The organism is Hwangdonia lutea, from assembly GCF_032814565.1.
GTDB lineage: Bacteria > Bacteroidota > Bacteroidia > Flavobacteriales > Flavobacteriaceae > Hwangdonia > Hwangdonia lutea.
The window spans coordinates 1,475,561-1,488,043 of record NZ_CP136521.1 but is presented as its reverse complement, the minus strand read 5'-3'; the positions used below and the strand labels follow the sequence as shown (position 1 = coordinate 1,488,043).

Here is a 12,483-nt window from a genome sequence, read left to right as displayed (position 1 = left end):
AGTATGCCATTTCGTTACATCATTTTTTTATTGTTTTTTGTGTCTCAAAGTGTGGTTGCGCAACAAGTAAAGGTGCTTAATAAACTTACTGAAGAACCGGTTTTAGGCGTTGCCATTTACAATAGCGATAAAACAAAAAGTGTTATTACAAATTTAGAAGGTGAAGCAAATTTAGATGCCTTTTCAGATACCGAAACCATTTATTTTCAGCACTTGTCCCATATTTTAAAAGCGCTTACAAAATCTCAAATCAATCCTTTTAATATTGTGTATTTAGATGCCAATATGCACGGGTTGGAAGAAATCGTTATTTCGGCTTCAAAGTTTGAACAAAACAAAAAAGACATTCCACAGAAAATTATAAGTCTAAATTCAAAAAACATCCAATTTACAAACCCGCAAACCAGTGCCGATGTGTTGGGAAATACAGGGCAAGTCTATATTCAAAAAAGTCAATTAGGAGGTGGAAGCCCAATGATTCGTGGGTTTTCAACCAATAGATTGTTGATTTCGGTGGATGGCGTAAGAATGAATAACGCTATTTTTAGAGGCGGAAATTTGCATAACGTTATTGCGATTGATCCTTTTGCTATTCAAAATACCGAAGTCACTTTAGGCTCAGGTTCCGTTATTTATGGTAGCGATGCTATTGGCGGTGTTATGAGTTTTTATACCCTAAAACCCAAACTATCAAATACCGATAGCCTATTGTTTAAAACCAATGCGGTGGTACGATACGCCACGGCAAATGAAGAAAAAACAGGCCATTTCGATTTTAATTTAGGCTACAAAAAATGGGCCTTTTTAACTAGCGTTAGTTATACGGATTTTAACGATTTAAGGATGGGAAGCCATGGCCCCAATAATTATTTAAGGCCGGAATTTGCATTGGCAACTAATAACGGCGATGTTATTATTGAGAACAACAACCCTTTAAAACAAAGATATTCGGGATACAATCAAATAAATGTGATGCAAAAAGCACATTACCAACCGATTGACAATTTAAGTTTCGATTTAGGTTTGCATTACACCACAACCTCTGATATACCGCGTTACGATCGACTGATTCGATACAAACAGGGTGCTTTACGTTCGGCCGAATGGCATTACGGGCCACAGCAATGGTTTATGTCTAATTTTCAAGCTACCAAATTAAGTAGCCGCTCTAGTTTATATAATAAAATTAAGGCGACCTTGGCATACCAAAATTTTCAGGAAAGCAGAAAAGATAGAGACTTTCAATCGGATACCAGAAATATAAGGGAAGAAGCCGTTGATGCCTTTTCATTTAATTTGGATTTTGAAAAAAACCTAGGTTCAAAAATACAGTTTTTTTATGGGCTGGAGTATGTTTACAACCAGGTGATGTCTCACGGAAAGGAAGAAAATATCAACAATGGCACAAGCTTTCCAACTGTGTCCAGATATCCCAACGGTGCAAGTTGGCAATCGGCAGCTATTTATTCCAGCATTAAATACAAACCCAACCCAAAGTTTGTTTTCCAATCGGGTATACGTTTCAACCATATTGTTTCAAAAGCCAATTTTAAAGCCAATAATGCCTATTTGAATTTGCCTTTTGAGTCCTCAGAAAATAAGGCAGGCGCCTTTACGGGAACGGCAGGTATCAGCTGGTCGCCCAACAATATTTTGCAATGGAAACTCAATGCCTCATCGGCGTTTAGAGCACCTAATATTGACGATATTGGTAAAGTGTTCGATTCCGAACCCGGATCGGTGGTCGTGCCCAACGAAAACCTAAAACCAGAATATGCCTATGGTGGCGAATTGGGTTTAAAACTGAGCTTTAGCGACGATTTTATTTTGGATATGAGCACCTATTACACCTATTTGGATAATGCCTTGGTACGCCGTCACTATAACTTAAACGGCGAAACACAAATTATGTACGATGGCGAACTAAGCCAAGTGCAGGCCATTCAAAATGCCTCAAAAGCATGGATTTATGGCTTCGAAGTGGGCTTGGATATAAATGTTACCAAAAGCCTAAAACTAACCTCGCAATACAGTGTTACGGGAGGCACCGAAGAAAAAGAAAAGATTGAAGTCCCCATTCGCCATGTAGCACCTAGCTTTGGAAACACACACTTAATTTGGAATTATAAAGATTTAAAAATTGATGTATTTGCCAATTACAACAACGAGTTGGCCTTTAATCAATTGGCACCTTCCGAAATTGGGAAGGATTATATTTACGCCATTGATGAAAACGGCAATCCGTACGCCCCTTCGTGGAGCACATTAAATGTGAGAACGCAATACCAATTAACAAAGTCAACAACACTTACGGCAAGTTTAGAGAACATAACCGATAAACGCTATAAAACCTATTCGTCGGGTATTGCTGCGGCGGGCAGAAACTTTATTTTGGCTTTAAAGTATAGTTTGTAACGCCATTGCGAGGAGTTCCGATAACTATCGGGACGACGTGGCAATCTTTCTAATTAAAACTAAAAACCCAAAACACTATGGTTACAGCTTCAAACAAAGAAGTATGATTCGAAATGACAATAAAAACCCGTTGTGCATTTTGAATGAAAATAATTTCAAATGTCAATTCGAGTGATTTTGAGGAACGAAAAATTGTATCGAGAACCCATTTATGGTTCAAAAATTCTTATTCTCGATTCAAATTTTACTCATTTCAATCGTAAAATTCACTCGAATTGACAGAATTTTGCCAAAATGCACAACGGGTAATAAAATTATCTTTTAATAACTTTTTTAGTAATTATCGCGCCGGTCGATAATTCCACCTTGGCAATATAAACCGTGTTTTTAAGCTTTGAAAGCTGATAGGTTTCAGAGCTGTTTGCGCCTTTTAAATTATAAAGCGGACGCCCTAAAAGGTCGTAAATACGAACCGTATTAATATTGAAATGGTTTGATGCTTTAAAGTTTACACGGTCGTTATCCAATGCGGTAATTCGCAGGCTATTTTCGTTTTCACTGATGTCGTTGGTAGCTAAGGTTTTATTGCTAAACACAATTTGAAAACGGTCGTTAAATTCACCGGTATCGGAGGTAAAGCTGTAATCCGAAGCTGTTAAATTATGGGTTTTAGCAAGTAAATTGTCCTTTAAATACACGGTATTATTGTTTAGGTAATCGCCTTCCAATTGTGCAGATAAGGTATAGAGCGTGGCAACATCAATGGTTGTTTTAAATCCTAAGTTGACAATTTCATGCTCATCCAAATCATTGGGCGACTTACCTTGAATCACGAATTTTTTATTTGAACTGTCTATAAGAGTATATAAAATGGCCGGGGCACCAGAGGATGTGTTTTTAGGCGCATCAAAAACCTCACCATCATAAGCACTGGTGGCAGAATCGATATAGGCTACTAAAACTTGATTAAACACACCGTTATCAGACGTTAAATTCACCCACAATCTATTGGTGTTGTTTGGCTTGTTTTTAGAATTTGAAGTCTTAAAAAATTGGTCGTTATTTCCGGTAACGCGCATGTCGTTGTTAAACTTAACTGTATTGCTTAAAACCGGTAATGTGCCACCCGTTGTGGGTGCATTATTGGCAAATGTTACAAAAAAACCTTGCCCCGAAGGAATGTATTTATTTGGAGTTTCGCCACCATTAACGGCTGCTGTTCCACCGGATTTATTCACTGTGGCATAATCATCTTGACTAAAATTATTCACTTGATTTCCTGGGTTTGCCCCAGATGCGGTACTCATATGTGTCCATAAATAAACCGTACCACCAATAGTTCCTGTGGGATTGGTTGAAAAATCGTAAGTGTTTAAGTCTAAAAAATCGTCCAAATTAATGGCCGACGGATAGGGGTTTCCTACCAGATTCCAATTGCTATCCATCAATTCGTTATCATTTCTATAAATGGTCACCTCAATATCTCCGGTGTTAAAAACCCCGGTAAACGTTGCAGAGTCGTTATACGGAAATGGAAAAGGTAACAAAGGCGGTGCAATAGCGGTTACGGCGTATCCTAAGCCCGGTGTCATAGCGCCCGTTGCCACTTGCCAATCGTTGCCATCGTCATCAATATCATCGGGTGTGTTATTGGTAGTGCCCACAGTGTGTTCATCTAAAAAATTAGAGCCGTCATAAAAGAATCGTCTACCATCGTCAGGATTAGGAAATACCGTTGTAATGTCGTTATTCGTTACGGGAGACGACCAATAGGTATAATGCAATCCGCTGTCTACATAATTTCGGGTGGTTTTAACCAAAGAGGCGCTGCCTGAATTTATGGTAATAAAAGTGCCCGCTAAAAGATTAACCCCATTTTGTATAAAGGCGCCTTGCTCGGAAACATTGATGTCGCCACCATCAACAGTTACGGCATCTTCTATTTCAATATAATAACCATTGGCAATATTTAAAGTGCCCAAAATGGTTAAGTTACACGCAGAAAAACTTCCGTTTGTTGCATTTGTGGTGTAATTTCCGGTAATAACGGTTAGAAGTGCGTTGCCTATGGTTGGTACGGTTCCGGCGGTAATGCCGCCAGTCCAAATCCAAGTACTACCATTCCAGGTTGCGGTTTCTGTGCCACATTGGCCATAGCTAAAAGCACTGATAACAAAGACAATTAAAAGGGCTAACCTTTTGAAATAGGGGATTCCATTCATAATATTAATTTTAAAAAAAACGAGAGATATTATGAATTTGGGTTGGTTATTGGGGCAAAATCATAACTTGATGAATAACAAAACGTTACTCAGCGGACAAAACTATATAAAAAGGATTTATCGCACAAGCTATTTTTTATTTTTTTTACTGTTAAACCAAGCTATATCAACAGCGTATACCAGAAAGTGTTTTTATTTCTTAACCGCTTTTTTAGTAATTATTGTGCCATTTGATAATTCCACCTTGGCAATATAAACCGTGTTTTTAAGCTTTGAAAGCTGATAGGTTTCAGAGCTGTTAGCACCTTTTAAGTTATAAAGCGGCCGTCCTAAAAGATCGAAAATAGTAACGGACTTAATCTTAAAATTATCCGATAGTTTAAAGTTTACGCGGTCGTTGTCCAATTCAATAATTTTAAGCGCATTGTCGTTTAAGCCAAAGTCGCTCGTAGATAATGCCTTATCGCTAAAGGCTATTTTAAAACGCGTGTTAAACTCACCAACTTCTGAGGTAAAATTATAATCGCATACCTTTAAATTGTGGGTTTTATTTAATAAGTTGTCAATTAAAAAAACAGGATTGTTATTTATAAAATCACCCTGAAATTGGGCAATAGAAAACGTATAAACCGTTGGGACATCAATGGCGGTTTTAAAGCCTAAATCGATGATTTCATTCTCGTTTAAATCACTCGGGGCTTTGCCTTGAATGGCGAATTTTTTATTTGAATTTTGTATGATTGAATATATTGCTGCACCTTTAGTTGAATATTTGTGGGCGTCGTATGCAATTCCATCATCTTCATTAGTCGCTCCATTTACGTAACCAATAAGAATTTGATTAAACACCCCGTTATCAGACCTTAAGTTAACCCATAATTTATTATAGGCATTTGAATTTTTACTTTTATCAGAATTTGAGTTTTTGAAAAATTGGCTATTCGCCGAAGGATTAGTAACGCGCATCGAATTATCAAAAGTAATTTCGCCTTGTGCAATACTATGACCATCACCATTAACACTAGTTGATAAAGGAACAGCTGTGTCAGAATATGAAACAAAAAAACCTTGACCAGATGGAATATATCTATTTGGGATGACCATATCTCCACCAGCATTCTGTCCTACAGCATTGATAATGGCATAATCATCATTAGAGAAATTAAGCTGTTCGTTGCCGTTGGCTGTTCCGGAAGGAGGGGTATCTTGTGACCATAAAAATATAGCACCATTTAAAGATTTTGTTGTTGAAACGGAAGTAGAAACTTCACTATTTGCCGCTAAAAACAAATCAGCATCAATAGCGGATGGATAAGGGTTTCCGATAAAGTTCCAGTTATAATCATTTAGTTCAGAATCATTTCTATAAACGGGTACCGTAATAATTCCATTATTAAAAGGGCCTTCAAAAGTATAATCAAATTGGTTTCCTGGTCCTATGGCAAAAAGCGTAGGGTCGTGTGTAGAAGCATAACCAACACCCGGAATCATTAGTGTAGAACCATTGATGTATTGCCAATCGTTACCATCATCATCAATATCATCTTGTAAACCAGAGCCACCATTGTCATCACAAATATTATTATTTGCTGTTTCTTGGCAATGGTCTAAGAAATTTTGCGCGTTAAAGGAAAAACGTCTGTTAACATAAGAATCTGTTAAGCCATTATCTATGTCGGCACCAGATACCGGAGAGCTCCAATAGGTGTATTCATACCAATCGTTAGCAGGGGCGGTAGTTTTTGTAACAGTAATTGTACCGCTTCCTAAAACAGCTGCAGCATCATCAATTTGAACTACAGCACCTCGTGGCCGAACATTAATATTACCATTTGCTATAATATTGTTTTGTACTTGTACGTAATCACCATTAGCTACAGTTAATACGTATTCGGGTGAAGTTCCGCTTGAATTTACAGTAAGATTACATGCGCTAAAACTTCCCCCATGAGTTGCTGTGTTAAAACTCGCATCTAAAACAACCTCAGTTGTTAAATCTGGTGTCCCACCAACCCAAATTGTTCCATTCCATGTTGATGTTGAAAGACAGGAAGCAATTACAGAGCCATTCACGACAATATCATTTCCTCCGCCTTCAAAACCTCCAGAACCTCCAGTTGCTTCAGCCCATCCATAAAACCTATATGTTACTGGAGTTGTATTGTTAGAATGTGCAACGTTAAAAGAAAAAGTTTGTGTGCTCGTGTTGTCAGCAACACTTTTTTCACCATCAATATCAGTTGCGTAAGAATCAACAGAGCTTCTTAAAGAAAGCCCTCTTACACCAGTTGAAGAACGTTGAAAATTTATATTAATTGTTGTAACATTAAACTCAAAACCGGCATTTGGGGTGATGGTAAATTCCATATAATTGTCTCCACTTACTGCATTTGCAATATTTACCAAAGCCCAATTTTGCGCATTAAACCTATTCGCATTATTATTAGCCGTTAAACCGGCTCCTCTTGTAATTGTGGATGCTCCAAGATTTACATCATTAAAATTTGAAACAACAGAAACCTCATTCCCAATATTTCCTCCAAAATCAAAGGTAATTATTTGCCCATACCCAAAACCAATCACACCTAAAAAGGCAATTAATAAAGCAAAGTATTTTTTAAAAGTAAAGTTTTTCATAACTGTTAAGTTTTTAATATCCACGATTTGGTTTTATTCATGTATCAATGGTTATTTTTGAAACATGTATTCCAAAAAAACATATACCCTACAAGAAGCTACCAAAAAACTGGAGCATTATTGCGCGTATCAAGAGCGCTGCCATCAAGACGTTAGGCAAAAGCTAGAAGGTATGCACATGATACCCGAAGCCATTGATGTAATTATAGTACACCTATTAAAACACAACTATCTTAACGAAGCACGTTTTGCCAAAACATTTGTAAGTGGTAAGTTTAGAATTAAGGGATGGGGACGGCGTCGTTTAACTTTCGAACTAAAGAAAAAAGACATAAGCAAAGTTAATATAAATCAAGCACTTAATGCTATTGAAAACGAGGAGTACATCGAGGTTTTCAATAGTTTAGCCGAAAAAAAAGCCAATGCCATTAAAGAAACCAACATTTTTAAGAAACGTAAAAAATTAATCGATTATCTGTTATATCGTGGTTGGGAATCGGCTTTGGTGTACGAAAAAGCCAACGAGATTATTAAATAAAATACCTCGAAACAGGCAAAAGAGGCATCTGTAAAAGAATCATATTAAATTCTCAGTTATCGAGTAAAACCGTTTTTTTGATGGGTTCGTACAATGGCTTGCTCGTTTTTCCAATCAATCCATTGCTGCCCTTTTAAGCGGCGCATCGCATTGTCGTAATTGCGCATAATTAAAAGGTTGTAAACAGCCTTTCCGAAGTTTTTGGGATTACGGGCTATGGCGCGCAAACTCATGGAAAACCCGGGTGTAATATACCGCATGTAATGCCAATAACCTTCGGGCATGTAAAGCACTTCGCCATGGTTTAGTTCGGCTTTAAAACCTTGGGCCTTTTTTAGCATGGGCCATTTTTCAAAATCCGGATTGTTAAAATCGATATCTTCCCTGGTAATTAACGAGTGCGGAATTTTATACAAATAGTCATTCTGTTTTTGGTCGAACAAAATAACCCGTTTTTTGCCCTCAAAATGAAAATGGAAAATATTGGCCAAATCAATATCGTAATGCATAAAAGTGTACGAATCCCTACCGCCAAAAAACAGCATGGGCAAGCCTTTCATAAGGCGCAATCCAAAATCGGGGTAGCTAAAATCGTTTTGCAATTGGGGCACTTCCTTTAAAATATTCCATAAAAAAATGCGGTATTTGGTAGGCTCGCGTTTTAATAAATCTACATAATCGGCCATTTTCATTTTGGCATGCGGCTCGTTAAAACCCTCTTTGTAATCTACGGGTCTGTCGTCGTAAAGCGGCACGGTAATATCGCCGGCAATCTGCTTAATATACGCTAAGTTCCATTTGCTGTAAGCGGGCCAATCCTCAATAAAACGCTCAATAACCACAGGTTTTTGCGGTTTAAAATACTGCGTTAAAAAGGCCTCTTTCGAAATCGTTTTTACTCGCGGAATGTCTTGTAGGTTTAGTGCCAATGCTTAACTTTTTAGTAAATCAAAGTTAGTAAAACGTTGTTAATTATAAAATAATGCCTTGCAGTTTGGTGCAAGCTTTCCTTTGGGATTGTCATTCCTCTGATAACAGGAATCCACACAGTATTTTGGGCGTTCCCTACGCTCATACCAACACGGTTAACACCTTGGCTTATTTTGGTTTCGCTAAGCGCCTGTTGCTTAGTACAGGACACTTTTTCAGGGTCGCTTCGGTCGGGCTTTCCGCTACAAGTCCTCGCACCAAAAAAGGTGCTGTGGGCTTTCCACTGCAATCCCTAACGCGGGCCTGCCAAAAGGCTGTTTCCAAAAATCTAAGGCTATTGCTTTATCGCTTTGGCCTTGGCCTTGGCCATTTCGTTGCGTTCAATGGTATGCTCGGGGCGTGTCCATTTTGGTTTTTCACCCAAAGCTTCAAGTTTCGATTCCGATGCCTCAACGGTTTGTGGCTGTACCTTTTTAGTAAAAGGCTTTTGCGGATTTAGTCCCAATTCCTTAAACATTTCCATATCCTCGTTTACATCCGGGTTTGGAGTGGTTAATAGTTTATCGCCGGCAAAAATAGAATTGGCACCGGCAAAAAAGCACATGGCCTGTCCTTCGCGTGTCATTTGCGTACGTCCCGCACTTAAACGCACTTGGGTTTCGGGCATTACAATTCGGGTGGTGGCCACCATTCTAATCATCTCCCAAATCGAAACCGGTTTTTGGTCTTCAAGCGGTGTGCCTTCAACCGCTACCAAAGCATTAATGGGCGTCGATTCCGGTTGCGGGTTTAATGTGGAAAGTGCCACGAGCATGCCCGCTCTATCTTCAAGATTTTCGCCCATGCCAATAATTCCGCCGGAGCAAACCGTAACGTTGGTTTTACGCACGTTATCAATCGTATCCAAACGGTCTTGGTAACCACGGGTTGAAATCACTTCTTTATAATATTCTTCCGATGAATCTAAATTATGGTTGTAAGCATACAAACCGGCCTCAGCCAACCGTTTAGCTTGGTTTTCGGTAATCATACCCAAAGTGCAGCACACTTCCATATCCAGTTTATTAATGGTACGCACCATTTCTAAAACCTGGTCGAACTCTTCGCCATCTTTTACATTACGCCATGCGGCACCCATACAAACACGCGAACTTCCCGTCGATTTTGCACGTAAAGCTTGCGCTTTTACCTGTTTAACCGTCATTAAATCGTTGCCTTCAACATTGGTGTGGTAACGTGCGGCTTGCGGACAATACCCACAATCTTCAGAGCAGCCTCCAGTTTTTATTGATAGTAAAGTTGAAACCTGTACCACATTGGGGTCGTGGTTTTTGCGGTGTGTGGTGGCAGCTTCGTAAAGCAGTTCCATTAACGGTTTGTTGTATATGTCTAAAATTTCTTCTTTGGTCCAGTTGTGTTTGGTTGCGCTCATAGTCTTAAATATAGGTGTAAAAGTAGAAAATTCCGCTGGAAAAGCGGAATTTTAATTTTATTCTTTATGCTCAGAATTATCAACATCGTCTTTAAAAGGAGCTTTTTTGTTTATGACGACCTCCTCTTTAGGGGCTTTGCCTTTTAAATATTCGGGCAATTGCATCCCCGCCATATTAAACATGTCTTGCAATGGCGGCACCGATTGGTACATGCCTGAAAGGAAATTGGCTGTTGACGATTTGCCGTCTTTTCCACCACCATTTTCCCAAACGGTAACTTTGTCAATTTTGATGTTTTTAATGGCTTCGGCCTGTGTTTTAACCAATTCCGGCAACTTATCGGCAATCAATAACAACACCGCATCTTTGGAGTTGTTACCGGCCGCTTTTACAATTTGGTCTAAACCGGCGGCTTGTTTGGTTAGTATTTCGTATAAACCTTCAGCTTCTGCTTGGGCTTTAAAAAGTATGGCATCGGCTTCACCTTTGGCGCGTCTTCTAATTTTTTCGGCTTCTGCTTCGGCATCAATTTCAACCTTCTTTTTATCAATTTCAGCAGGTACAATAACATCGGCCATTTGCGATGAGCGCTCTCTTTCCGCTCTGGCGGTTTCAGCTTCTTTTTCAGCCGCATACGATTCTTCCAAGGCTTTGGCGCTTTGTACTTTTTCGGCAGCAATGGCGACACGTTCTGCTTCTGCTTCGCGTTGGCGACGTAGCGAATCGGAATTTGCAACGGCGATTTTTGCGGTATTTTCACCTTCAACAGCTTGGGCATTTGCAGCCGCAACTTGGGTTCTTTCATCTTGAACCGCATTGGCTTCACCAATGGAACCATCCCTGGTTTTTTCGGCAACCGATTTACGCGCCGCATTTATAGCATGTGCCGCAGCTTCTTTTCCTAAAGCTTCAATATAGCCGGATTCATCAACAATATCGGTGATGTTTACGTTGATTAACTTTAAACCTACTTTCTTTAATTCGGTTTCGACACTTTGCGAAATGTTGGTTAAGAATTTATCGCGGTCGTTATTAATTTCCTCAATGTCCATCGAGGCTACAACCAAACGCAATTGACCGAAAATAATTTCTTTAGCCAATTCTTGAATATCCGGTAATCCTAAACCTAGCAAGCGTTCCGCTGCATTTTGCATCACTCCCGGCTCGGTTGAAACACCAATGGTAAAACGCGATGGCACATTAACACGAATGTTTTGTTTGGACAGGGCGTTTACCAGGTTAACTTCAATGGAAATTGGAGTTAAATCCAAAAACTCGTAATCTTGAATAACGGGTAAAATAAAGGCGGCGCCACCATGAATACATTTTGCCGATTGTCCGCCACCAACTTTACCGTAAACGACTAAAATCCGGTCGGACGGACAGCGTTTGTAGCGTCTGATTAATACAATTAAAAAAAGGAATATAAATAATACGCCAAAAATTAGCGCCATGGGGAGTCCTAGATTAAAGCCCTCCTGAATTATCAGTAATCTCATAAGTTTGTGGTTTTGTGGGTTCTATTGGTTTTCTTGTTTGATCTACGATTAAAATACCGTTGTTGGTAACATCTACTACTTTTATAATGGTGCCGGATTGTAGGGCTGTAAAAGAATCGGTTAAGGCATCTAGTTCGCGCAATGACCCTTGAACGCTTACACTAACTTTTCCCATTTTAGAGCGGTTAGCGCCAACGGTTAAATACACTTCGCCAATGGCACCAATGGCATTGTTGTAGTTTAGAGTGCCGCTATCGGTTAATTTTCGCATAAAGTAAAACATAGCGGCCATTATGGTCATCATTAGCAATCCGGATAAAAAAGAAATGACAATGGTTAAGGGTGTTGATAGTCCTGCTTCAATACAAGCTATACCGCTCCAACCAAAAATGGTAAAAAATCCGACTAAATTTTTAAAGGTTATAAATTGAAATCCAATACCAGTATCGGCATCTATTTCAGAGTCTATATCTTCAAACTCATCAGCGTCGCCACCTGTAAATGCTAAAATGATTACAATTGTAAAAACGAGTGAGCCTATAATGGCAATGAGCCAGTATATTTTTAAAAGTAAGCCTAAATTTGAAAACCATTCTGCCATTGTGTAAACGATAAATATTACGGAATAAATATACAATCTTTATAAAGCTTTTCAACTTTATTTTCTACTTATAAGTAGCTGGAACGCATGTATTGTTACAAAATATCTTTGAGCTGAATGTTTATAAGACATCGGTTTTATTGTGTTTGTTTGTTAGAAGATATTGATAATTAGCCTATTAGTTGCTTTTAAACGAATAAATCATATA

9 protein-coding genes are annotated in these 12,483 nt (G+C 38.8%); 2 read left to right on the top strand and 7 right to left on the bottom strand.

Annotated features, from left to right (window positions below; translation table 11 throughout):
- The first annotated feature begins 3 nt into the window (after positions 1-3).
- Positions 4-2,415: a TonB-dependent receptor plug domain-containing protein gene (locus tag RNZ46_RS06420; protein WP_316984556.1), complete on the top strand. Its 2,412-nt coding sequence runs from the start codon at positions 4-6 to the stop codon at positions 2,413-2,415.
- Between the two features lie 314 nt (positions 2,416-2,729).
- Here the strand turns inward: RNZ46_RS06420 and RNZ46_RS06415 are convergent, their stop codons facing one another.
- Positions 2,730-4,637, bottom strand: coding sequence for a DUF8693 domain-containing protein (locus RNZ46_RS06415; protein WP_316984555.1), 1,908 nt, complete (start codon positions 4,635-4,637; stop codon positions 2,730-2,732).
- Between the two features lie 192 nt (positions 4,638-4,829).
- Positions 4,830-7,274, bottom strand: a complete 2,445-nt coding sequence (locus tag RNZ46_RS06410; RefSeq protein WP_316984554.1) for a DUF8693 domain-containing protein — start codon at positions 7,272-7,274, stop codon at positions 4,830-4,832.
- 64 nt (positions 7,275-7,338) lie between these two features.
- Between RNZ46_RS06410 and RNZ46_RS06405 the strand changes: the two genes are divergently transcribed.
- Positions 7,339-7,812, top strand: a complete 474-nt coding sequence (locus tag RNZ46_RS06405) for a regulatory protein RecX (protein WP_316984553.1) — start codon at positions 7,339-7,341, stop codon at positions 7,810-7,812.
- Between the two features lie 56 nt (positions 7,813-7,868).
- Here RNZ46_RS06405 and RNZ46_RS06400 read toward each other — a convergent pair whose 3' ends face one another.
- Genes RNZ46_RS06400 through RNZ46_RS06380 form a run of 5 tightly spaced genes read right to left on the bottom strand, consistent with a single transcriptional unit; the run spans position 7,869 to position 12,275 of the window.
- Entirely contained in the window at positions 7,869-8,741 is an 873-nt protein-coding gene (locus RNZ46_RS06400; protein WP_316984552.1) for a cupin-like domain-containing protein, read from the bottom strand.
- A gap of 11 nt (positions 8,742-8,752) precedes the next feature.
- Complete coding sequence (locus tag RNZ46_RS06395; RefSeq protein ID WP_316984551.1) at positions 8,753-9,031, bottom strand: hypothetical protein; 279 nt, start codon at positions 9,029-9,031, stop codon at positions 8,753-8,755.
- 45 nt (positions 9,032-9,076) lie between these two features.
- The gene (gene bioB / locus RNZ46_RS06390; protein WP_316984550.1) at positions 9,077-10,174 is read right to left on the bottom strand and encodes a biotin synthase BioB; all 1,098 of its coding nucleotides are present in this window, start codon (positions 10,172-10,174) and stop codon (positions 9,077-9,079) included.
- Positions 10,175-10,231: 57 nt separating this feature from the next.
- Entirely contained in the window at positions 10,232-11,674 is a 1,443-nt protein-coding gene (locus tag RNZ46_RS06385; RefSeq protein WP_316984549.1) for a flotillin family protein, read from the bottom strand.
- A complete protein-coding gene (locus RNZ46_RS06380; RefSeq protein WP_316984548.1) occupies positions 11,643-12,275 on the bottom strand; it encodes a hypothetical protein in 633 nt (210 codons plus the stop codon). Before RNZ46_RS06380 ends, RNZ46_RS06385 begins: the two co-directional genes overlap by 32 nt.
- Between the last annotated feature and the right edge of the window lie 208 nt (positions 12,276-12,483).

Excerpts from the sequence above, each read along its gene's own strand:
- RNZ46_RS06420 (WP_316984556.1), top strand. The coding sequence starts at position 4 with ATGCCATTTCGTTACATCATTTTTTTATTGTTTTTTGTGTCTCAAAGT.
- RNZ46_RS06415 (WP_316984555.1), bottom strand. The coding sequence starts at position 4,637 with ATGAATGGAATCCCCTATTTCAAAAGGTTAGCCCTTTTAATTGTCTTT.
- RNZ46_RS06410 (WP_316984554.1), bottom strand. The coding sequence starts at position 7,274 with ATGAAAAACTTTACTTTTAAAAAATACTTTGCTTTATTAATTGCCTTT.
- RNZ46_RS06405 (WP_316984553.1), top strand. The coding sequence starts at position 7,339 with ATGTATTCCAAAAAAACATATACCCTACAAGAAGCTACCAAAAAACTG.
- bioB (WP_316984550.1), bottom strand. The coding sequence starts at position 10,174 with ATGAGCGCAACCAAACACAACTGGACCAAAGAAGAAATTTTAGACATA.
- RNZ46_RS06385 (WP_316984549.1), bottom strand. The coding sequence starts at position 11,674 with ATGAGATTACTGATAATTCAGGAGGGCTTTAATCTAGGACTCCCCATG.
- RNZ46_RS06380 (WP_316984548.1), bottom strand. The coding sequence starts at position 12,275 with ATGGCAGAATGGTTTTCAAATTTAGGCTTACTTTTAAAAATATACTGG.